Genomic DNA, 20627 nt, shown 5'->3' with positions numbered 1-20627 from the left:
TGATTTCCAGGGAGAACGAACCATGACCACCGTCAGACCTACCGGCCGGACGTTCTCGGCCGCAGCCCTTGCCGTCGTGCTCGCCGCGAGCCTCTCCGCCTGCGGCAGCGACGAGGACAAGGCGAACGCCGGCACCCCGGCCGGCGCAGGCACGGTGACCATCGGTGCCCAGGCCAACGGCATCGCCCAGAAGACCGAGATCAAGGTCGAGAAGCAACAGAAGATCGCGGATCTGGTGCCCGACGCCATCAAGTCCGACGGCAAGCTGACCATCGGCCTCGGCGCCCTGCCGACGGGTTTCCCGCCCCTCGCCTTCGTCGGTGACGACGACAAGACCCTCACCGGCGCCGAGCCCGACCTCGGCCGTCTCGTCGCGGCCGTGTTCGGTCTCACGCCCGAGATCAACAACGCCACGTGGGACAACCTGTTCGTCGGCATCGACTCCGGCAAGACCGAGGTCGGCTTCTCGAACATCACCGACACCGAACAGCGCAAGGAGAGGTACGACTTCGCCTCCTACCGGCAGGACAACCTGGGCTTCGCCGTGAAGGACGGCAACGCCTGGAACTTCGACAAGGACTACAGGAAGCTCGCCGGGCTCAAGGTCGCCGTCGGCGCCGGCACCAACCAGGAGAAGATCCTGGTCGCGTGGCAGGAGAAGCTGAAGGCCGAGGGCAAGCCCTTCGAGATCAAGTACTTCGCCGACACGCCGACCACGTTCAAGGCGCTCGTCTCCGGGCAGCTCGACGCCTACTTCGGCCCGAACCCGGGCATCGCCTACCAGCTCAGCCGGACCAAGGGCACCGCCGACGCCGTCCGCAACGCCGGCACCTACTCCGGCGCCGGTGAGACCCTCCAGGGCCTGATCGCGGCCACCACCAAGAAGGACAACCAGCTGGCCAAGGCCCTCGCCGAGGCGATCAACTACCTGATCGCCAACGGCCAGTACCAGCAGTGGCTCGCCGCCTACAACCTCGACACCGAGGCCGTGCCGACCTCCCAGGTGAACCCGCCCGGCCTGCCGAAGTCCAACGCCTGACCCAACCGACCGTGACGCCCGGGGGAAGGCTTCCCCGGGCGCCCCGGCGCGTCCCGGATCAGAACTCCAGGTGCTCCCAGGCCGGACCGGCGTACGCCGGCGGCTCCTCGCGGCCGCCCTGAATGCTGTGCCACTTCGCCGTCCAGTCCGCGGCCGGCCCGGCGAGCACGGCCCGCGCCTCGGCGGCACTCCCGTCGGGCCGCGCCTCGTCCCAGGGCAGCGTCACCCAGATCTGATACTCGTCCGGCTCCACGAGCTCCACCTCGATCGTGCCGGCCTGGCGGGCGTAGACCCTGACACTCTCGATCCCCGGTGGCAGGGCCAGGTCGACGAGGATGAGCCGCCCGGCCCGCAGCGCCGCCGTCTCCCAGCCGCGCTCCGCCCCGGCGCGGGCCACCTCGGCGTCATAGGCCACGGCGTCGAACAGCGCCGTGCGCCGCTCGGTCACCAGCGCCGCCGCGCCGGTCGGGCCCCACTCCCAGCGCACCGCGGCACCCTCGCGGCGGATCTGCGCCCGGACGGAGAAGCACCCCGGGCCGCAGCTCGGGCAGCGGGCGATCGTCGCGGTCGTGGTCTCGCCGGTCGCCACGAACCGGTTGACCGGCACCAGCACCTGCCACGGATCGGGGCCGGCGTGGCCGTCGGCGCGACTGACGTCCTCGCCGTCGATCCGCACGATCACCCGAAGATCCTCGACGGACAACGACAACACCGACGTCATGCCCGTCAATCTACTGGTCATCCGCCCCGCCCAGGGGGCGCAGGGCGGCGAACACCACCGGCCAGTTGCCCGGCAGGTCGGCCAGCGTCCGCGCCAGGTGCCGGCGCAGGATCAGCTGCGCGGCCGCCCGCGTCGCGCCGGTGCCGCCGAGGGCGTCCACCGCCTGCTCCAGGCTGTCGGCGTCGGCGCTCGGCACACCGAGCGTGGCGAAGGCGGCGACGACGTCAGGCTCGGCGTGGACGGTGTCGTCCCGCCAGCCCGTCGCGGCGCCCAGCAGGTATCGCAGGTGGTAGGAGAGGGCGGGTTCCCGGGCCAGCGCCGCGGTGTCGACGGTCCGGTCCTCGTCGTCGTCCGTCAGCGCGGACTCCGCCACCGACAGCTCGACCAGTTCGAGCCAGTACGCGGCGTCGTGCCGGCCGTCGGTCTGCGCCAGGTGCCGGGCGGCGAACGCGGCCATCTCGGCGGGGTCCTCGATCAGCGGGGTCAGCACCAGGTCGGAGCTGTAGGAGAAGCCGAAGAACCAGCGCCGGCCGTCGACCACCATCGACTCGATGCCGCCGACCTCACCGGCGAGTTCGATGCGGTCGTGCAACGGTTCCACCATGATCGAAGATCGTAGGCCCGGGACCGGATGAACGGTTCCCGGGTCCGGCACGCAGCGGCGAGGTCCATTGCTACGCCGTCGCGCGGGGGCTGGTGCTCTCCCGGATCTCCAGGCGGTGCGGCGCGGTGATCCTCTGGCGAGTTCGCACCATCGAAGGCCTGGTCATGGGAATCGCTAGGTGAGCCGCTTGGAGAACCAGTGGTGGGCATACGGCTCGTCGTTGTAGGCGGGGACCTCGGTGTAGCCGCTGGAGCGGTAGAGGCGGATCGCCTCGACCAGGTTGCGGTTGGTGTCCAGGCGCACCGAGTCCCGGCCGGCCTCGGCGGCGCGGCGTTCCAGCTCGCTCAGGATGCGCCGGCCGACGCCGAGACCGCGCACCGTCCCGGACACCCACAGGCGCTTGATCTCCGCCGGCACGTCCGGGAGCAGCTTCAGGGCGCCGCAGCCGACCGGCTCGCCGGACAGTGTGGCCAGGAGGAACACGCCCTTCGGCGGGACCAGGTCATCGTCGTCGACGGGCTTGCTGACCGCTGGGTCGAAGCCGGCGTCGAAGCGCTGGGACAGCTCCCGGGCGTAGGCGCGCAGGCACGAGCGGGCCCGCGGGTCGCCCGGCGGGCTCGGCGCCAGGTCGATCATCGAGGCCATGAGCAGGCGCTCGACCTCGGCCATCGCGGTCGCCAGGCGGCCCTGCTGGCCGGTGCTGAGGGGGCCGAGGATCGAGCGCGCCAGGTCGTCGGACTCGCGGTCGAGCACCGCCCACTCGGCCCGGCCTTCGGTGGTCAGGGTGGCCTCGCGGACGCGGGCGTCGCCACCCGTGCCGGCGCAGACGTCGACCAGGCCGTCGGCCTCGAGGGCCCGCAGCAACCGGCTCAGGTAGCCCGCGTCCAGGCCCAGGCGGGCGCGCAGGGCGGCGACCTCGGCGCCGGCCGGGCCGATCTCCCACAGCAGGCGAGCCTGGCCGAGCGGCCTGCCCCGGGACAGGTACTCGTCGTCGAGCGCGCCGACGCGCTGCGTCACGGTCCGGTTGAAGCGGCGGACGGTCGCCACCAGATCCTCGGTCATATGCCTGACTATAGTCAGGTAATTGGTGGCATGCGACGGGCATACTCGGCGCGGTGAGACGATCAATGCTCCTCGCCGTGGCCGCGGTGCTCCTGCTCGGCTGCATCGGGCCGTTCGCGGACACGTTCGACGAGGCGGTCCAGGACACCCCGGCCGACTACGACGAGTGCTGCATCAACGCCGACCGGGCCGTTCTCGGCAAGCTCGCCGGAGTGCCCGTCATCGCCGGCGCCGACCTCGACACGCTGCGGGTCGACGCCGTCGCCACATCGCAGCAGCTCGACGAGAGCGCGGCCGACTGGCACAGAGACGGCGACGGGCTGATCGCCGACGACGACACCCACGAATACGTCCTCGCCCTGGTCACCCGGCTGCCCGGCGGGGATCCTAAGATCCACCCGGTGAGCACCGTGATCGTCTCGGCCCGAATGACCGACGCCTGGCGGGTCGGCTGCCCGGCGGACGCAACCGGACCCTGCGCCGTCCCCACCCGCTACGAGTCGGCGCCGCTGGTCGACCCGCAGGACGGCGACCCGATCGCCGCGGCGATCCTCGCGGTGCGCGTCCCGGTCGGGCAGACCGTGCTGCTGACTGCCGGGGACCCCAAGCCGGGCGGCGCCGCGGTCGACCTGCGCACCGGGCGCGCCGTGAAGATCCCGCGTGCGTAGCCGCCTGTTGGCGCTGCTCGGCGCCGGGCTCGCGCTCGCCGTCGCCTTCGCCATCCGGGCCGTCGACGACGGTGCGCTGCGGCAATACTCCGGCACCGCCCTCTACGCGTCGATGATCTACGCCGGGGTCTTCTTCGTCCGGCCCCGGACGACCCCGCTCGTCGCCGGCGCCGCCGCGATCGCGTTCTGCTGGGCGATGGAGACCTTCCAGCTCACCGGCGTCCCGGCCGAGCTGTCGAGTCGCAGCCTTCTCGCCAGGTACGTGTTCGGGGTGACGTTCGACCCGGTCGACCTCATCTGGTACCCCGTCGGCGTCGTGCCGTTGGTGCTGGTCCACGTACTGATCACACGAAAGTTTCACGGCGTGAGCAGGGCGGACGGCATCCGCCAGGGGTGAGATCCCCTCGAAGGGGCGGTGACGGGGTTCAATCCGCGCACCGCACCCGGAGAGGAGCACCACCATGCGCAGGAGGATTCTCGGCGCAGTCGCGGCACTCGGGGTCGCCGCCGCCACGACGGTCATCGCCGTGGCAGCCTCGACCCCGGCCGCGGCCGCCCCCGCGTACAACTACGCCGAGGCACTGCAGAAGTCGATCTGGTTCTACGAGGCCCAGCAGGCCGGGACGAAACCGGCCTGGAGCCGCGTCGGCTGGCGCGGCAACGCGGCCACGACCGACGGCGCCGACGTCGGGCTCGACCTGACCGGCGGCTGGTTCGACGCCGGCGACCACGTCAAGTTCGGGTTCCCGATGGCGTTCTCGACCACCATGCTCGCGTGGGGCGCGGTCGAGTACCGCGACGCCTACGTGCAGTCGGGCCAGCTGACCAACCTCGTCAACAACCTCAAGTTCGTCAACGACTACTTCATCAAGGCACACCCGTCCGCGAACGTCCTCTATGGACAGATCGGCGCCGGCAACCCGGACCACGCCTGGTGGGGCCCCGCCGAGGTGATGCCGATGGCGCGGCCGTCGTACAAGATCGACGCGACCTGTGGCGGCTCCGACCTCGCCGGTGAGACGGCCGCCGCCATGGCCGCCTCCTCGATCGTGATCCGGCCCACCGACGCCGCCTACGCCGACAAGCTCGTCACCCACGCCAAGCAGCTGTACGCGTTCGCCGACGGCGTGCGCCGCAAGTACAGCGAGTGCATCACCGACGCGGCCAGCTACTACAACTCGTGGAGCGGCTTCAACGACGAGCTCGTCTGGGGCGCGATCTGGCTGTACCGCGCCACCAACGACGCCACCTATCTCGCCAAGGCCGAGGCCGGGTACGACAACCTCGGCAACGAGAACCAGACCACGACGAAGTCCTACAAGTGGACGATCGCCTGGGACGACAAGTCGTACGGCTGCTACGTGCTCCTCGCGAAGCTCACCGGCAAGCAGCGGTACGTCGACGACGCCAACCGCTGGCTCGACTACTGGAGCGTCGGCGTCAACGGGCAGAAGGTGCCCACCTCGCCGGGCGGCCAGGCGGTCCTGGACAGCTGGGGCTCGCTGCGGTACGCCGCCAACACCTCGTTCGTCGCGCTGCTCTACAGCGACTGGATCACCGACGCCACCCGCAAGGCCCGGTACCACGACTTCGGCGTCCGCCAGATCAACTACATCCTGGGCGACAACCCGCGCAACTCCAGCTACATGATCGGCTTCGGCGCCAACCCGCCGCGCAACCCGCACCACCGCACGGCGCACGGGTCCTGGACCGACCAGATCACCAACCCCGAGATCTCCCGGCACGTGCTGTACGGCGCGCTCGTCGGCGGACCTTCGTCACCGAACGACAGCTACACCGACAGCCGCTCCGACTACGTGATGAACGAGGTCGCCACCGACTACAATGCCGGGTTCACCTCGGCCCTGGCCCGCATGTACCGCGAGTACGGCGGCACGGCACTGGCGAACTTCCCGGTCGCGGAGACCCCGGACGGCGCCGAGATGTACGTCGAGTCGTCCATCAACACCCCAGGCACGACCTTCACCGAGATCAAGGCGATGGTCTACAACAAGTCGGCGTGGCCGGCGCGGACCCTCGACCAGGGCTCGTTCCGCTACTACTTCACCCTCGACGGCGCCACCACCGCGTCGCAGATCTCGCTCACCAGCGCCTACAACCAGTGCTCCGCGCCGGCCGGGCCGACGCTGGTCAGCGGCAGCACGTACTACGTCACCGTCAGCTGCGCCGGGCAGAAGATCGCGCCCGCCGGGCAGTCCGCGTGGCGGCGTGAGGTCCAGTTCCGCATCACGTCCGCCGGCACCTGGGACCCGAGCAACGACTGGTCCTACCCGTCCGCGGCGGGCCCGAACAACCACATCACCCTGTTCGACGGGGCCACCAAGGTCTGGGGCGACGCACCCGGCACCGGCCCGGTCGACACCACCCCGCCGTCGGCCCCGGGCACGCCGGCGTTCACCAACGTCACGTCGACGTCGGTCACCGCCTCGTGGGCGGCGTCCACGGACAACGTCGGGGTCGCGTCCTACCGGGTGTCCTCGGCCACCGGCGTCGTCGGCACCACGACCGGCACGTCCCTGGCCATCACCGGGCTGGCGCCGGCGACCGCGTACTCGTTCACGGTCGTCGCGCTGGACACCTCCGGCAACGCGTCGGCGGCGTCGCCGGCCGGCACCGTCACCACCGCACCGGCCACCGGCGACGTCACGCCGCCGTCGAAGCCCGGCACCCCGGTCGCGTCGGCGGTCACCAGCAGCGGGGCGACCCTCACCTGGGCCGCGTCCACCGATGCCGTCGGCGTCACCGGCTACGACGTCCTGCGCCTCGGCGGCACCGCCGGACCGGTCGTCGTGGCCACCACCACCGGCACCACCGCCACGGTCACCGGGCTGACGGCGTCCACGGCCTACCAGTTCGCGGTCCGCGCCCGCGACGCCGCCGGCAACCTGTCCACGCTGTCCGACCCGGTCACCGTCACCACCAGCGGCACCACGACCGGCAAGAGCTGCGAGGCCACGTATCGCGTCACGAACCAGTGGGGCGACGGCTTCAACGGCGAGGTGACCGTGCGCAACTCGGGCGGTCAGGCGATCACCGGCTGGACGGTGACGTTCACGTTCCCCGGCAACCAGCGGGTCACCAACGGCTGGTCCGGCGTCTGGTCGCAGACCGGTGCCGCCGTCACCGTCCGCAACGCCGACTGGAACGGCGCCCTCGCGCCCACCGCGTCGACGGCGGCCGGCTTCGGTGCCTCCTTCACCGGCACCAACACCAACCCGGCCACGGTCACCTGCACCGCGAGCTGAATGCTGGTAGCCCCGGCGCTCCCGGCGCCGGGGCTACCATCGGTGGTGATGACCGACGTCGTGATCGACCTCGACACGCCGGTGCGGCCGGAGCCGGCGCCGCGGCAGGTGAGGCTGCCCCGGGTCCTGCTGCTGGCCGCCTGCGCCCTGTTCGCCGCGGCCCCGGCCACCGCGCCGGTCACCGTGTCCTTCGCGCACCAGCTGCCGATCCCGAGCTACTGCACCGGCGCCCCGATGCCCGGCGGCCGCCTCAACATCGTCGAGGGCGACGTCTACGTCATCCTCGACGGCCAGAACGGCGTCGTCATCAGCACCGGCCCGTGCCCGCGCCGGTGAGCGACCGCAGCGAGGTGCTGTTCCTCGGCGGGCGGTCCGGCGTCGGCAAGAGCAGCGTCGCGGTCGAGCTGCACGTCCAGCTGTGCGACGCCGACGTGCGGCACTGCCTCATCGAAGGCGACAACCTCGACCTGGCCCACCCGCCGCCCTGGGAGCACCGCCTCGCCGAGCGCAACCTCGCCGCCATGTGGGCCAACTACCGCGACCTGGGCTACCGCCGCCTGATCTACACGAACACGGTGAGCGTCCAGCACGTCGACGCGCTCACCGCCGCGATGGGCGACGACCCGCGCGTCACCGCCGTGCTGCTCACGTCCTCGGACGCGACGGCCCGGGAGCGGCTGGCCCGCCGCGAGATCGGCAGCGCGCTGCAGCGGCACGTGGTGCGCAGCGACGCCGCGGCCAGGTCCCTCGAGGCGCACGCGCCGCCGTCGGTGCACCGGATCCCGACCGACGGCAGGGCTCTCAGCGAACTCGCAGCGCAGATCCTGGCATTGACCGGATGGCATCGGTACCATCAAGCCATGCCGCACTTCTAGGTTCGCACCCCGCGTCTCTATCTGGTCACCCGCGCCGATCTGCCGCCCGGGACCCAGGCCACGCAGGCGACCCATGCCGCGCTCGACTTCGCCGTCGCCCATCCTGACGCCTTCCGCGACTGGCACACCGCTTCCAACACGCTCGTCCTGGTCGCCGCGCGCGACGAGGACGCCCTGCGCCACCTGTGCGGCGCCGCGTCCGTCGCCGGGCACCGGCACACCAGGTTCCACGAGCCGGACCTCGGCGGCGCGCTGACCGCGGTCGCCCTCGAGCCGGCCGCGTACAAGCTTCTCTCGCACCTCCCCGTTGCCCTTCGTGGACCACGAGGGGAGGTGAAACCATGACCACCGACCTCATCGCGGACCCCTCGGACCTGCCGAAGGCGATCCGCTGGCTGCAGGCGAAGGTGCTGCGGCAGGCCGCGGCGCTCGACACCCTCAACCGGCGGGTCGTGTCCCAGCGGCTCGTGTTGCGCACGCTGGACGAGCTCGGCCGGTCGCTGACCGCGGCGGAGTTCCGCACGGCCCGCGACCGCGTCACCGACGAGCAGCTCCGGGACCGGATCGACGAGATGTCGCCCTGACCCTCCACACTGTGGGGGTGACCCCGGCGGTCACCCCCACCGAGCCTCAGAAGCCCGACGGCCGGGCAGCTGTCTCTAAAACAGCCCGTAGCGGGTTCGACTCCCGTCTGAGGCGCGTCGCGGCGGATCCGGTGTTCGATACGCCGGCGATATGCCGCCGCTCGTAGCATCGGGATCATGCGGGTACTGGTCGTCGAGGACGAGCCGTTCATGGCCGAGGCCATCCGGGACGGGCTGCGCCTGGCGGCGATCGCGGCCGACATCGCCGGCACCGGTGACATCGCACTGGAGCTGTTGAGCGTCAACGCCTACGACATCGCCGTCCTCGACCGTGACATTCCCGGGCCCTCCGGCGACGAGATCGCCGAACGTATCGTCGCCTCCGGCAGCGGGATGCCGATCCTGATGCTCACCGCCGCCGACCGGCTCGACGACAAGACCTCCGGGTTCGAGCTCGGCGCCGACGACTACCTCACGAAACCGTTCGAACTGCGGGAGCTGGTCCTGCGGCTCAGGGCGCTCGACCGCCGGCGGGCCCACAACCGGCCGCCCGTGCGGGAGATCGCGGGCCTGCGCCTGGACCCGTTCCGCCGCGAGGTGTACCGCGACGGCCGCTACGTCGCGCTCACCCGGAAACAGTTCGCCGTGCTCGAGGTCCTCGTCACCGCGGAAGGCGGTGTCGTCAGCGCCGAGGAGCTCCTGGAACGGGCCTGGGACGAGAACGCCGACCCCTTCACCAACGCCGTGCGCATCACCGTCTCGGCGTTACGCAAACGGCTCGGCGAACCCGCGATCATCGCCACCGTGGCCGGCGTCGGCTATCGCATCGAGACGGCAGCCGGCGCCGGAGGGGACCGTGGATAGGGCGCCCGGTCCGAGCGTCCGCCTGAAGTTGACCCTCAGCTACGCGGGGTTCCTCATGCTGGCCGGTGTCCTGCTGCTCGCCGTGGTGTGGGTGTTCCTGCTGCGCTACGTGCCCGAGGTGATCCAGTCCGGCACGGACGTGCCCACCATGGGGCAGGGCGGCCGGCGCCCGCCGTCGCCGATCATCGCGCCGAACCGCGCCGACCTGGAGGCCGCCTTCGCCCCGAAGGCCGCCGCGATGCTGGTCGTCCTGCTGATCTTCGGCCTGCTGGGAGGATGGATCCTCGCCGGCCGCATGCTCGCGCCCCTGACCCGCATCACCCGGGCCACCCGCCAGGCCGGGGACGGGTCGCTGTCCCACCGGATCGAGCTGGAAGGCCGCGGTGACGAGTTCCGCGAGCTCGCCGACGCCTTCGACGCCATGCTCGCGCGCCTGGAGGCCCACGTCGCCGAGCAGCGCAGATTCGCCGCCAACGCCTCCCACGAGCTGCGCACCCCCCTCGCGGTCACGCAGACGCTGCTCGACGTGGCCCGCAACGATCCGGACCGCGACAATGGCGAGCTCGTCGAGCGTCTCCGGGTGATCAACACCCGGGCGATCGACCTCACCGAGGCGCTGCTCCTGCTCAGCCGGGCCGAGCAACGCTCCTTCACCCGGGAGCACGTCGACCTGTCGCTCATCGCGGAGGAGGCCGCCGAGACGCTGCTCCCGCTCGCGGAGCGACGCGGCATCACCGTCGAGACCTCCGGCGACATCGCGCCCACGACCGGCTCCCACGCGCTGCTGCTGCAGCTGACGACGAACCTCGTGCACAATGCGATCGTCCACAACCTGGCGGGCGGCACGGTGTGGGTCACGACCGGTGTCGAGGCGACGACCGTGACGCTCACGGTCGACAACACCGGCGAGCGGCTCACCCCGACGCTGGTCGCCACCATCGTCGAGCCGTTCCAGCGCGGCACCGGCCGGATCCACGACGGCCACGCGGGTGTCGGCCTCGGCCTGGCCATCGTCAAGCGCATCGCCGAGGCACACGACGGGACCCTCACCCTCACCCCCCGCCCCGACGGTGGGCTCAGCGTCACGGTGCGGCTGCCAGGTGCTGGAGCCCGATCAGCTCGGTGATGGGAAAGTCGAAATAGGTGTCCGGGTACGGCTCGTCGCGCAACGTGTAGTGCCACCACTCGAAGTCGTAGCGGGCGAACCCGGCGGCCTCCATGACGGCGCAGAGGGTCTGCCGGTTGTCCGCCTCGACCGGCGTGATGCCCGCCGCCGCGTGATGCGAGACCGGGTCCATCAGGTCGTGGTCGCCGCCCATCGCGGCCAGCTCGCCGGTGGCGAGATGGTAGAGCGTCAGGTCGACGGTGCTGCCCCGGCTGTGGCCCGACCTGGTGGCCACATATCCGCGCTCGATCATCTCGGCCCGGTCGATGTTCGGGTAGTGCCGCGGTTTCGTCCGGCCGTCCTCGGGCTGCCGCGACCAGCGCACGAAGCAGTCGACGGCGCGTTGCGGGCGGTACCCGTCCCACAGCAGCAGGCCGAAGCCGCGCGACGCGGCCCCGTCCCGGGCCCTCCGCAGAGCGGCGCACAGGGCCGTCGTGCCGACGATCCGGTTGGCCCGGTATCCGTCCACCGGTTTGCCGGTGAAGTTGTCCCAGGTCGCATACTTGGCGTCCCAGCGGATTCCGGGCACGAACTCGTCGACGAACACGAAGACGTCGCTCATCGGAGTTTTCCCGTCAGTGCCAGCGACACGAGCCGGTCGATCACCTCGGCGAGCGGCCAACCCGCCGCCGCCATCATTCTCGGGTAGCGGCTGTACGAGGTCAGACCGGGGAGGGTGTTGACCTCGTTCAGGACCACCGTGCCATCGTCCTTGAGGAACAGGTCGACCCGCGCCAGCCCCCGGCAGCCCAGGGCGCGATAGACGGTCTTCGCCGTCTCCTGGACCAGCTCGCGCGACGCCGCCGGGATGTCGGCGGGGACGATCGGGGTCGAGTTCTCGGAGCCGGTCTCGGGTGCACGCTCCTGATGGATCCTGAAGAAGCCGTGGGACAGCGCGATCCGGTCCACCTCGCCGGTGACCAGGTCCGGTCCGTCGCCCAGGACCGCGCACCCGACCTCACGACCGGCGACGGCCGCTTCGATGAGCACCTTCGCGTCGTACCGCCTCGCGACCTCCACCGCGCCCGGGAGCTCCTCCCCTCGGGACACCTTGCTGACGCCGAAGGACGAGCCGGACCGGGCCGGTTTGACGAAGACGGGATAGGTGATCCGGTCGGGATCGGGGGTCTCGTCCGCCATGACGGTCCGGACGTCCGGCGTGGCGATGCCCGCGCTGCCGGCGACGAGGTAGGCCAGGGACTTGTCCATGCACAGTGCGGAACTCTGCACGTCGCAGCCCACGTAGGGGATGCCGGACAGCTCCAGCAACCCCTGCACCGCGCCGTCCTCGCCGAACCTGCCGTGCAGGACGGGCAGCACCAGGTCCAGCCCGATCGTCTCGTAGCGGCCCTGCTCCAGCACCAGCAACCCGGGCACGCCCCGGTCCGGTGACAGCACGGCCGGGCGTCCGCCGCCGCGCTCCCAACCCGCGCCGGGGCCGTCACACAGCCGCCAGGCGCCGTCCCTGGTGATCCCGATGTAGAACGGTTCGTACCGCTCGGGGTCCAGGCTCCGGGCGACCTCCCGCGCGGATGTGACGGAGACGGGGTGCTCCTCGGAGCATCCGCCGAACATGACGCCGATCTTCAACCTAGCCACGCTGGCTCCCGTTCTCGAATTCCAGGCAATTGACGATGGAGTGCTGCACGATGTCGCTCAGGGCGTGGTCCGTGTAGTAGGCCGTGTGCGGAGTGACGATCACGTTCGGCAGCCGCCGCAGCCGCAGCAGCCGCTCGTCGGCGACGGGCCGGTTCCTGCGGTCGGTGTAGAAGATCCCTTCCTCGCCTTCCAGGACGTCCAGCGCGGCACCGCCCAATCTGCCGCTCTCCAGCGCCTGCACCAGGGCATCGGTGTCCAGCAGCGGGCCGCGCCCGGTGTTGATGACGAACGCGCCGCGTTTCATCAGCTCGATCCGCCGCCGGTCCAGCAGGTGACGGGTGTCCGCGTGCAGCGGGGTGTGCAGGGTCACGATGTCGCTCTGCCGCAGCAGCGCGTCGAGCGGGACGTGGTCGGTGCCGGCCTTCGGGCGGCTGTCGCTGGCCAGGACCTTGCCGCCGAAGCCTCGCAGCCGGTCGATGACCGCCGCGCCGATGCGTCCCGTGCCCACCACCCCGACGGTCAGGTCGCGCAGTTCCCTCCCGCGGGTGGCGGGCAACCGGTAGTCATGGACGTCCACGCGGCGCAGGACGGATCTCGCGTCCCGGACCGCCATCAGCATCAGCATCAGCGTGTAGTCGGCCACGCTGTCGGGCGAGTAGGCGACGTTCCCCACGACGATGCCGAGCCGCTGCGCGGACCGCACATCGATGTGGTCGAACCCGACGCTCCGGGTGGAGACATAGGCGACGCCGGCGCGGCGCAGCGCGAGCAGCGTGGCGCCGGTGACCCGGGTCTTGTGGCCGACGCTGACGCACCGGTTGCCGAGCGCCAGGCCGGCGTCGGCCTCGGACACCGGCGCCGCCGTGATGGTCGGCACCACCCCGAGGTGCGGCGCCAGCTCCCGGAACAGGGCGGCCTCGTCGGGCTCGCACCCGTACACCGTGATGCCCGTCGCGGGGGTGCCTGCTCGTGCTGGTTCGCGGTGGGTCATGCGTTCCAGTCAAGGCAACCGGCTGTTGCCGGCACGTATTCGATTTCGGATACGCCGACGATATGTTCCGATGCTCCTGCGACTCTCGCAGGACGGGCTGGCTTCTCCTGCGACGCACGGACGGGGTGACAGCGCATGAGCGGCGACCGGGACGGCATCGGCGACCGGATGAAGGCCTACGAGCGGGTGACGAGGACGGTGCTGCCGAGGCGCACCCACACGCTGCTGCGCGTGGACGGCAGGTCGTTCGGGTCCTACCTGCGTGGTGCCGCCAGGCCGTTCGACGCGGCGTTCATGGCGGACATGGACGCGGTCGCCCAGGCGCTGTGCGCGGAGATCGCCGGCAGCGTGTTCGCCTACGTGCAGTCGGACGAGATCTCGGTCCTCGCCGTCGACTTCGCCGCGCCCGGGACACAGCCGTGGTTCGGCGGCGAGGTGCAGAAGTGGTGCTCCGTCGCCGCGTCCGTGGCGACCGCGACCCTCAACGCGCGGCGACCGGGACCGCCGGCGATGTTCGACGCCCGCGTGTTCACGATCGCCGACCCCACCGAGGTCGCCAACTACTTCATCTGGCGGCAACGGGACGCGGTCCGCAACAGCATTTCGATGGCGGCCCGGGCGGTGTTCCCGCACCAGCGCCTGCACGGCGTCAACTCCGGCCAGGCACAGGACCTGCTGTTCGCCGAGAAGGGCATCAACTGGAACGACTACCCCGCCGGCTGCAAGCGCGGCCGGGTGGTCGTGCGGGCGTCGGGTGAGCGGGCCGTGACGTTCGTGCACAAACGCAGCGGTGTCGAGGAGACCGTGACGGCGCTGCGGTCATGGTGGGAGGTCGGCGCGGCGCCGCACTTCACCCCGAACCCGGACGGCTTCCTCGCCGCCACGATCCCCACGCTGCCCGCCCTCGGGCCGGCCGGGTCGCGAGCGCAGTGCGCGGCGGGATACTTGGCGTCGTGACGATCAAGGCGCTGATCTTCGACTTCGACGGTCTGTTGATGGACACCGAGACCACGCTGCTGGAAAGCTGGCAGTGGGAGTGGCGGCGGCACGGTCTTGAGCTGGACCCGGCCGGCTTCTTCGCCGACCACGGCGGCGATGCGAACGAGCCACGGTATGCGGCGCTCGCCGCGGCGGTCGGGCCGGCGTACGACCGCGAATCCAGTCACACGCTGCGGATGGCGCACCGGCTGGCGTTGAACACGGTGCTGGAGCCGGCGCCCGGCGTCGTCGACTGGCTGGATCGGGCCGGGGAGCTGGGGCTGCGGCTGGCGGTGGCGAGCAGCTCGGCGGTCACCCACGTGGGCACGATGCTGGACCGGGCCGGTTTACGGGCGCGGTTCGAGGTGCTGGCCACCGGCGAGGAGGTGGCCGCGCACAAGCCGGACCCGGCCGTCTACCTGCTGGCGCTGGAGCGGCTCGGGCTGCCGGCACAGGAAGCGGTCGCGTTCGAGGACACCGTGCACGGCGTGGCCGCGGCGCACGCCGCCGGGTTGCGCTGCGTGGCGGTGCCGAACCCGCACGCGGACCACGCCCGCTTCACGGCCGCGGACCTGCTCCTGACCAGCGCCGCCGAGCTGCCCCTGGACGCGGTCCTGACCGGCCTGCCCCGGCGCGGCGGCCGCCCTGCACAAACCTGACAAGGTTGTTCCAGAAACATATGAGCATCTATTGACCCGGGTCTGGGTCGGGTCCAGACGGGCCCCCGGCGCTCCACCTGATCATGTCCGAGCACCGGATAACCCAGTGGGGCTGGGCCTGGGGCCATCGGTCTCGGGCCGTTCCTGACCAGCTGGCCGAGTCGCTCGCTGGGCTGACCTGCCGCCGCGGCACCGGCACACGGCAGGACGCGCGCCTGCCGTGTGCCATTCGACGCCGTGCACTTGACCGGGGCTGCAGCGGTACATATTGTGCAACGTCTATAAGTAAACCTAACTAACAACCATGGAAACGGAGACCCGATGCACTCCCCATGGATCAGGCGCACCCTTGCCGTCCTCGCCGCCGCGGCCTGCGTTGCCGCCCTCCAGATCGCGGGCGCCGCCCCGGCCAGCGCGGACACCGTCGGCCCGATCACCGGCGGCACGTCCGGCAAGTGCATCGACGTCCCGGCGGCGAGCACCGTCAACGGCACCCAGGTGCAGATCTACACGTGCAACGCCAGCGCGGCGCAGACCTGGACCGTCGGCACCGACGGCACGATCCGCGCGCTGGGCAACAAGTGCCTGGACGTCGCCGGCGGGGTCAACGCCAACGGCACCAAGGTCCAGATCTGGGACTGCGCCGCGGGCAACGCCAACCAGCAGTGGACCTACAACGCCACGGCCCGCACGCTGGTCAACCCGGCCACCGGCAAGTGCGTCGACGTGGTCGACGGCAGCACCGCCGACGCCGCCAAGCTGCACATCTGGGCCTGCAACGCCGCCGTGAGCAGCCAGCAGTGGAACCTGGGCGCCGCGCCGCCGCCCGCGTTCACCGACTACCAGGCCGAGAGCGCGACGATCTCGCAGGGCGTGGTCGAGGCGAACCACGCCGGCTACACGGGCACCGGTTTCGTCAACTACGACAACGTGGCCGGCTCCTACGTCCAGTTCACCGTGTCGGTGACCGCGGCGGGAAGCTATCCGCTGACGTTGCGCTACGCCAACGGCACCACCGTCGACCGGCCGATGGACGTCACGGTCAACGGCGCGCCGGCCGCTCCCGGGCTGTCCTTCCCCGGCACCGGCGCGTGGCCGACCTGGGCCGAGAAGACGGTCACCGCGACCCTGGCCGCCGGCACGAACACGGTGCGGGCCGCCGCCACCACCGTCAACGGCGGGCCCAACCTGGACCGGCTGCGGGTCACCGCGCCGTCGGACAGCCAGCCGCCCACCGCGCCGAGCAACCTCCGCGTGGTCGGCGCGGTCCGGCCCACGGGCGTCGACCTGGCCTGGAACGCCGCCACCGACAACGTCGGCGTGTCCCGCTACGTCGTCTACAACGGCGGCAACGTGGTCGCGGAGGTCGGCGGCAACATCCTCACCGCCACGCTGTCGTTGCAGCCCAACACGTCCTACGTGTTCAGCGTGCTGGCCTACGACGCGGCGGGCAACCCGTCGCAGGGCAGCAACAACCTGGCGGTCACCACGCCGCCGGGCACCGACACCCAGCCACCGGGCACGCCGGCGAACCTTCGCACCACCGCGATCACCGCCAACACGGTCACCCTGGCCTGGAACGCCGCCACCGACAACGTCGGGGTCCGTGGCTACCGGGTGTCGCGCAACGGCACCCAGATCGCCGACGTGCCGGACCTGACCGCGACGGACACCGGTCTGACCGCCGCGACCACGTACCAGTACACGGTGCTGGCCTACGACGCCAACGGCAACACCTCACCGGCGAGCGCGGCCCTCGCGGTGACCACGTCGACCCAGGCCGGCGGCGGCGACCCGATCTTCGACCGGAACGTCAACACCGCGCTGGACCTGCCGTGGGGGATCGCCTTCCTGCCCGACGGCAGCGCCCTGGTCGCCGAGCGGGACCGGTTCGAGATCGTCCGGGTGACGCTGGCCGGGCAGAAGACGGTGGTCGGCACCATCTCCGAGGCGGTCACCACCACCGGCGAGGGCGGCCTGCTGGGCCTCGCCGTCGGTCCGAACTTCGCCACCGATCACTGGGTGTACGCCTTCCACACCGCCGCGTCCGACAACCGCCTCGTGCGCTTCAAGTTCGAGAACGGCGCCATCGGGCCGCGTGAGGCCCTCGTCACCGGGATCGCCAAGAACCGGTTCCACAACGGCGGGCGGGTGAAGTTCGGCCCGGACGGCTACATCTACATCACCACCGGCGACGGGCAGGACAGCAGCCGCGCGCAGAACCTCAACTCGCTCAACGGCAAGATCCTGCGGGTCACCACCACCGGCGCGGCCGCGCCCGGCAACCCGTTCGGCACCCGGGTCTACAGCCTCGGCCACCGCAACCCGCAGGGCCTGGCCTGGGACTCCCAGGGACGGCTGTGGTCCTCGGAGTTCGGCGACAACACCTGGGACGAGCTCAACCTGATCACCCCGGGCGCCAACTACGGGTGGCCGACCTGCGAGGGAACCTGCAGCAACCCGAGCTTCGTCAACCCGGTGCGGCAGTGGAGCACCTCGTCCGCGTCGCCGAGCGGCATCGAGATCGTCAACGACTGGATCTACATGGCCGCCGTCCGTGGCACCCGGCTGTGGGTCATGAAGATCACCGGGGCCACCACCGACACGCCCCGGGCGTTCTTCAACGGCTCCTGGGGCCGGCTGCGGACCGTGGTCAAGACCCCGGACGGTGGGCTCTGGCTCACCTCGACGAACAACGACATGAACGGCGGCACACCGACGGTGCTGAACAACGTCATCGTGCGGCTGCGCTTCACACCTTGACCGTCGCGGGCCCGTGGACACGTGCCACGGGCCCGCACCCGGTCACCAGCCGCCGTCGAAGAACCCTCTGAGGCCGGGCAGGGGGTCCGCCGAGACCGTGGTGTTGGCCACCGCGACGACGGCCACCGCGAGGGTGGACAGCACCAGGAGCACCCCGAACGCCGCCCGCGCCACGCGCCGGTCGCGGGCCCTGACGAACCTCCGCCACGACGCGACGCTCAGGGCGGCGAGGGCGAGCGCCACGACGGTGGCGACGACCGCCATCACCGTGTGGTACCACGCGTAGTCGTCGATGATCACGGTGAGGGCGGGTGAGTGCGGGTCGCCGGCGAGCTGCTGCCGGATCTGGTCCGCCGGCCAGTCCACCGGCCCCTCGAGCAGCATCGGCAGCAGGGAGGCGAACGGCGCGGCCGCGCCCTGGACGTTGGCCATCACCACGGTCAGCGAGGACAGCGCGAGCACCGTGACGGCGGCTCCGGCGGTCGCGACGGCGGCGCCGCCGGAGGTGCGGTACGCCTGCCACAGCCTGGCGCCGAGCGCGACGAGGACGGCCAGCAGCAGCGCGGCGATCGCCGCCTTGGCCACGTGGTAGCGGAACCAGTAGTCGACGACCCGCTCCAGGTCGGGGGTGAAGCCCGGCCCGCCGGTGCGCCAGTATCCGGTGAACGCCGCATGGAGGGCGCCGATGAGGTCACGCTCGTCGGTGAACCCGTCCGAGCCCACACCGGCGAGGGCGGGCGGGGCGACGACGAAGGCCACGACGAGTGCGACGGCGCACCCGGCGAGTGTGGCTGAGCGTCTGTGCACAGGACTCCTTTTCACTGCTGTCCGCGCAGGTACGTGAGCACGGCCAGGACGCGCCGGTTCGTGTCGTCACTGACGGGCAGGTGCAGTTTGGTGAGGACGCTGCCGATGTGTTTGCCCACACCGGCCTCGGTCAGGATGAGGATGCGGGCGATCGCCGCGTTCGAGTGGCCTTCGGCGATCAGCGCGAGGACCTCGCGTTCGCGGGCGGAGAGCCGGCCGAGCGGGTCGCGGCCGCGCTGCATCAGCTGGCGGACCACCTCCGGGTCGACGACGGTGCCGCCCTCGGCGACCCGGCGCAGCTTGTCGACGAATTCCGCGACGTCGGCGATGTGGTCCTTCAGGAGGTAGCCGATGGCGCGGCCCTGACCCGAGGCGAGCAGCTCACCGGCGTAGCTGTGCTGCACGTACTGGCTGAGCGCCACCACGGCGAGATCCGGGTCGGCCGCGCGCAGCGCCACCGCGGCCCGGAGGCCCTCGTCGGTGAAGCCGGGCGGCATGCGCACGTCGGTGACGGTCAGGTCCGGGCGGTGCTCGCGGACGGCGGCGACGAGGGCGGCGGCGTCACCGACGGCGGCGACGACCTCGAAGCCGAAGCGGGTCAGCAGGCCGGCGAGGCCCTCGCGGAGCAGGACGGAGTCCTCCGCGATCACGACGCGCACGGCAGCTCCACCCGCAGGATCGTCGGACCGCCGGCCGGGCTCGACATGAGCAGCCGGCCGCCGGCCGCCGCGGCCCGGTCGGCGAGGCCGGTGATGCCCGTTCCCCGTGCCGGGTCGGCGCCGCCGCACCCGTCGTCGCGGACCTGGACCGTCAGCCTGCCGCCGGACCGCCGGGCGCTGACGACGGCCTCGGTGGCGGTGGCGTGCTTCACGGCGTTGGCGAGCGCCTCGGACACGGCGGCGAAGGCGACCGTCTCCACGGTGGGGGTGAACCGGCCCGCGTCGGCGTCGACGCGGACCCGTAGCGGGCTGCCGGCGGCGAGCTCCTCGACCGCGGCCCGCAGGCCGAGCTCGCGCAGCGTCCGTGGACTGATGCCGCGGACCAGGTCGCGCAGCTCGACCATGAGGACCTTCGCCTGCTCGTGTGCCGAGGCCACGGCCGCCGCCGCTGGGGAGTCGGGTGGCAGGTCGAGCTTGGCGAGGCCGAGCTGCATGGTGAGGCTGACGAGGCGCTGCTGGGCGACGTCGTGCAGGTCGCGCTCGATGCGGCGGCGCTCGGCGTCGAACGCGTCGGCGAGCCGGGCCCGGGATCTGGCCACCTCGACCAGTTCGGCGGCGGCCGGGTCGGGTTCGGCACACAGCAGCAGCCGGGCGAGGGCGGCGTGCGCACCGCCGAAGGCAGCGGCCAGGTACAACAGGACGGGGATCAGCGCCAGCCCGAGCAGGGTGCGGCCGACCGCGGTCCCGGGCGAGTGCAGGTTGACCACGTGGTGGTGCACCGACAGCGGTGTGGACACCACGAGCAGGGCGATCAGGGCGAGCACCGCGCCCCAGACCGGTGCGACGACGGCGAGCAGCAGCAGGTACGCCACCGCACGCCAGGTGGCCGGGTCGGTGTACAGGGTGCCCGTACGCCAGGTGGCCGGGTCGGTGCCCAGGGCGCCCGTGTGCCGGAAGGGCGCCGGGCCGTCGCCGGCCAGCCGGAGCCGCCACCGCTCCACGCGGGCGACGGCGAGGGCCAGCCCCGGCCCCACGAGCGCGAGCAGGCCCACCCCGACCAGGCCGAGCACGGCGGCGAGCAGCAGATGATGGGCCGCCCGCGGTGGGCGCAGCACCTCGACGGCGAGGACGAGCGGCGCCGCCGGGCCGGACAGCAGCAGCCACAGCACGCCGGAGGCCGCCGCCGTGGACGCGGCGTAGGCGATGCCGCGCCACGGCCACGCCGAAGCGAGGAACCGGGGACGCAGCACCGCCCGCAGCAAGGTGGTGCCTGGGGTCATGCGCCCAAGCTAGCCGTGGCCGGATGGGCCGGACCAGGACGCT

General features: G+C 71.7%; 22 protein-coding genes. 13 read left to right on the top strand and 9 right to left on the bottom strand.

Annotation, left to right across the window (positions count from 1 at the left end; all coding sequences use genetic code 11):
• The first annotated feature begins 22 nt into the window (after positions 1-22).
• Positions 23-1039, top strand: a complete 1017-nt coding sequence (locus Dsi01nite_RS02290) for an ABC transporter substrate-binding protein (RefSeq protein WP_203844298.1) — start codon at positions 23-25, stop codon at positions 1037-1039.
• Between the two features lie 58 nt (positions 1040-1097).
• Here Dsi01nite_RS02290 and Dsi01nite_RS02285 read toward each other — a convergent pair whose 3' ends face one another.
• From Dsi01nite_RS02285 to Dsi01nite_RS02275, 3 genes are all read right to left on the bottom strand, one after another.
• Entirely contained in the window at positions 1098-1760 is a 663-nt protein-coding gene (locus Dsi01nite_RS02285) for a hypothetical protein (RefSeq protein ID WP_203844297.1), read from the bottom strand.
• Between the two features lie 10 nt (positions 1761-1770).
• Positions 1771-2364, bottom strand: coding sequence for a hypothetical protein (locus Dsi01nite_RS02280; protein ID WP_203844296.1), 594 nt, complete (start codon positions 2362-2364; stop codon positions 1771-1773).
• A gap of 174 nt (positions 2365-2538) precedes the next feature.
• Positions 2539-3426: a bifunctional helix-turn-helix transcriptional regulator/GNAT family N-acetyltransferase gene (locus Dsi01nite_RS02275; RefSeq protein WP_203844295.1), complete on the bottom strand. Its 888-nt coding sequence runs from the start codon at positions 3424-3426 to the stop codon at positions 2539-2541.
• Between the two features lie 53 nt (positions 3427-3479).
• Between Dsi01nite_RS02275 and Dsi01nite_RS02270 the strand changes: the two genes are divergently transcribed.
• The 9 genes from Dsi01nite_RS02270 (at position 3480) to Dsi01nite_RS02230 (ending at position 10809) form a co-directional block, all read left to right on the top strand.
• The gene (locus tag Dsi01nite_RS02270; protein WP_203844294.1) at positions 3480-4094 is read left to right on the top strand and encodes a hypothetical protein; all 615 of its coding nucleotides are present in this window, start codon (positions 3480-3482) and stop codon (positions 4092-4094) included.
• Positions 4087-4491 carry a ribosomal maturation YjgA family protein gene (locus Dsi01nite_RS02265; RefSeq protein ID WP_203844293.1) on the top strand — a complete coding sequence of 135 codons (405 nt, stop codon included), beginning with the start codon at positions 4087-4089 and terminating at the stop codon, positions 4489-4491. Before Dsi01nite_RS02270 ends, Dsi01nite_RS02265 begins: the two co-directional genes overlap by 8 nt.
• Before the next feature lie 64 nt (positions 4492-4555).
• Positions 4556-7360 (top strand): glycoside hydrolase family 9 protein, encoded by a 2805-nt coding sequence (locus Dsi01nite_RS02260; RefSeq protein ID WP_203844292.1) that lies wholly within the window; start codon positions 4556-4558, stop codon positions 7358-7360.
• Positions 7361-7408: 48 nt separating this feature from the next.
• Positions 7409-7696: a hypothetical protein gene (locus tag Dsi01nite_RS02255; protein WP_203844291.1), complete on the top strand. Its 288-nt coding sequence runs from the start codon at positions 7409-7411 to the stop codon at positions 7694-7696.
• A complete protein-coding gene (locus Dsi01nite_RS02250) occupies positions 7681-8235 on the top strand; it encodes an adenylyl-sulfate kinase (protein WP_203844290.1) in 555 nt (184 codons plus the stop codon). The genes Dsi01nite_RS02255 and Dsi01nite_RS02250 overlap by 16 nt, the downstream gene beginning before the upstream one ends.
• A 21-nt stretch (positions 8236-8256) precedes the next feature.
• Complete coding sequence (locus Dsi01nite_RS58825) at positions 8257-8580, top strand: peptidyl-tRNA hydrolase (RefSeq protein ID WP_203844437.1); 324 nt, start codon at positions 8257-8259, stop codon at positions 8578-8580.
• A complete protein-coding gene (locus Dsi01nite_RS02240) occupies positions 8577-8819 on the top strand; it encodes a hypothetical protein (RefSeq protein ID WP_203844289.1) in 243 nt (80 codons plus the stop codon). Before Dsi01nite_RS58825 ends, Dsi01nite_RS02240 begins: the two co-directional genes overlap by 4 nt.
• Positions 8820-8996: 177 nt before the next feature.
• The gene (locus tag Dsi01nite_RS02235; RefSeq protein WP_203844288.1) at positions 8997-9683 is read left to right on the top strand and encodes a response regulator transcription factor; all 687 of its coding nucleotides are present in this window, start codon (positions 8997-8999) and stop codon (positions 9681-9683) included.
• The gene (locus tag Dsi01nite_RS02230) at positions 9676-10809 is read left to right on the top strand and encodes a sensor histidine kinase (RefSeq protein WP_203844287.1); all 1134 of its coding nucleotides are present in this window, start codon (positions 9676-9678) and stop codon (positions 10807-10809) included. The genes Dsi01nite_RS02235 and Dsi01nite_RS02230 overlap by 8 nt, the downstream gene beginning before the upstream one ends.
• On the opposite strand, the gene vanX is transcribed toward Dsi01nite_RS02230, so the two are convergent.
• The 3 genes from vanX to Dsi01nite_RS02215 are packed head-to-tail and all read right to left on the bottom strand — an operon-like array spanning position 10766 to position 13438.
• Positions 10766-11410, bottom strand: coding sequence for a D-Ala-D-Ala dipeptidase VanX (gene vanX, locus Dsi01nite_RS02225; RefSeq protein WP_203844286.1), 645 nt, complete (start codon positions 11408-11410; stop codon positions 10766-10768). The two genes, Dsi01nite_RS02230 and vanX, sit on opposite strands and share 44 nt — an antisense overlap.
• The gene (gene vanA, locus Dsi01nite_RS02220; RefSeq protein WP_203844285.1) at positions 11407-12447 is read right to left on the bottom strand and encodes a D-alanine--(R)-lactate ligase; all 1041 of its coding nucleotides are present in this window, start codon (positions 12445-12447) and stop codon (positions 11407-11409) included. The genes vanX and vanA overlap by 4 nt, the downstream gene beginning before the upstream one ends.
• Positions 12440-13438, bottom strand: a complete 999-nt coding sequence (locus Dsi01nite_RS02215; protein ID WP_203844284.1) for a D-isomer specific 2-hydroxyacid dehydrogenase family protein — start codon at positions 13436-13438, stop codon at positions 12440-12442. Before Dsi01nite_RS02215 ends, vanA begins: the two co-directional genes overlap by 8 nt.
• A 135-nt stretch (positions 13439-13573) precedes the next feature.
• On the opposite strand from Dsi01nite_RS02215, the gene Dsi01nite_RS02210 reads away from it, so the two are divergent.
• The 3 genes from Dsi01nite_RS02210 to Dsi01nite_RS02200 all read left to right on the top strand — a co-directional run bounded on the left by Dsi01nite_RS02210 (position 13574) and on the right by Dsi01nite_RS02200 (position 17838).
• Positions 13574-14395, top strand: coding sequence for a tRNA(His) guanylyltransferase Thg1 family protein (locus Dsi01nite_RS02210; RefSeq protein ID WP_203844283.1), 822 nt, complete (start codon positions 13574-13576; stop codon positions 14393-14395).
• Positions 14392-15075 carry an HAD family hydrolase gene (locus tag Dsi01nite_RS02205; RefSeq protein ID WP_203844282.1) on the top strand — a complete coding sequence of 228 codons (684 nt, stop codon included), beginning with the start codon at positions 14392-14394 and terminating at the stop codon, positions 15073-15075. Before Dsi01nite_RS02210 ends, Dsi01nite_RS02205 begins: the two co-directional genes overlap by 4 nt.
• Before the next feature lie 321 nt (positions 15076-15396).
• Positions 15397-17838: a PQQ-dependent sugar dehydrogenase gene (locus Dsi01nite_RS02200; protein ID WP_203844281.1), complete on the top strand. Its 2442-nt coding sequence runs from the start codon at positions 15397-15399 to the stop codon at positions 17836-17838.
• 42 nt (positions 17839-17880) lie between these two features.
• Here Dsi01nite_RS02200 and Dsi01nite_RS02195 read toward each other — a convergent pair whose 3' ends face one another.
• The 3 genes from Dsi01nite_RS02195 to Dsi01nite_RS02185 are packed head-to-tail and all read right to left on the bottom strand — an operon-like array spanning position 17881 to position 20584.
• Positions 17881-18645 carry a hypothetical protein gene (locus Dsi01nite_RS02195; RefSeq protein ID WP_203844280.1) on the bottom strand — a complete coding sequence of 255 codons (765 nt, stop codon included), beginning with the start codon at positions 18643-18645 and terminating at the stop codon, positions 17881-17883.
• A gap of 11 nt (positions 18646-18656) precedes the next feature.
• Positions 18657-19304 carry a response regulator gene (locus tag Dsi01nite_RS02190; RefSeq protein ID WP_203844279.1) on the bottom strand — a complete coding sequence of 216 codons (648 nt, stop codon included), beginning with the start codon at positions 19302-19304 and terminating at the stop codon, positions 18657-18659.
• Positions 19292-20584 carry a sensor histidine kinase gene (locus Dsi01nite_RS02185; protein WP_203844278.1) on the bottom strand — a complete coding sequence of 431 codons (1293 nt, stop codon included), beginning with the start codon at positions 20582-20584 and terminating at the stop codon, positions 19292-19294. Before Dsi01nite_RS02185 ends, Dsi01nite_RS02190 begins: the two co-directional genes overlap by 13 nt.
• Positions 20585-20627: the final 43 nt, after the last annotated feature.

The sequence above is a fragment of the Dactylosporangium siamense genome, assembly GCF_016862795.1.
GTDB classification, from domain to species: domain Bacteria; phylum Actinomycetota; class Actinomycetes; order Mycobacteriales; family Micromonosporaceae; genus Dactylosporangium; species Dactylosporangium siamense.
The sequence above is the reverse complement of the archived record's forward strand: the minus strand, read 5'-3'. Positions and strand labels throughout refer to the sequence as shown.

Coding starts and splice junctions, on each gene's coding strand:
- Dsi01nite_RS02290 (WP_203844298.1), top strand. CDS start 23: ATGACCACCGTCAGACCTACCGGCCGGACGTTCTCGGCCGCAGCCCTT.
- Dsi01nite_RS02285 (WP_203844297.1), bottom strand. CDS start 1,760: ATGACGTCGGTGTTGTCGTTGTCCGTCGAGGATCTTCGGGTGATCGTG.
- Dsi01nite_RS02280 (WP_203844296.1), bottom strand. CDS start 2,364: ATGGTGGAACCGTTGCACGACCGCATCGAACTCGCCGGTGAGGTCGGC.
- Dsi01nite_RS02275 (WP_203844295.1), bottom strand. CDS start 3,426: ATGACCGAGGATCTGGTGGCGACCGTCCGCCGCTTCAACCGGACCGTG.
- Dsi01nite_RS02260 (WP_203844292.1), top strand. CDS start 4,556: ATGCGCAGGAGGATTCTCGGCGCAGTCGCGGCACTCGGGGTCGCCGCC.
- Dsi01nite_RS02255 (WP_203844291.1), top strand. CDS start 7,409: ATGACCGACGTCGTGATCGACCTCGACACGCCGGTGCGGCCGGAGCCG.
- Dsi01nite_RS02240 (WP_203844289.1), top strand. CDS start 8,577: ATGACCACCGACCTCATCGCGGACCCCTCGGACCTGCCGAAGGCGATC.
- Dsi01nite_RS02235 (WP_203844288.1), top strand. CDS start 8,997: ATGCGGGTACTGGTCGTCGAGGACGAGCCGTTCATGGCCGAGGCCATC.
- vanX (WP_203844286.1), bottom strand. CDS start 11,410: ATGAGCGACGTCTTCGTGTTCGTCGACGAGTTCGTGCCCGGAATCCGC.
- Dsi01nite_RS02215 (WP_203844284.1), bottom strand. CDS start 13,438: ATGACCCACCGCGAACCAGCACGAGCAGGCACCCCCGCGACGGGCATC.
- Dsi01nite_RS02210 (WP_203844283.1), top strand. CDS start 13,574: ATGAGCGGCGACCGGGACGGCATCGGCGACCGGATGAAGGCCTACGAG.
- Dsi01nite_RS02200 (WP_203844281.1), top strand. CDS start 15,397: ATGCACTCCCCATGGATCAGGCGCACCCTTGCCGTCCTCGCCGCCGCG.
- Dsi01nite_RS02185 (WP_203844278.1), bottom strand. CDS start 20,584: ATGACCCCAGGCACCACCTTGCTGCGGGCGGTGCTGCGTCCCCGGTTC.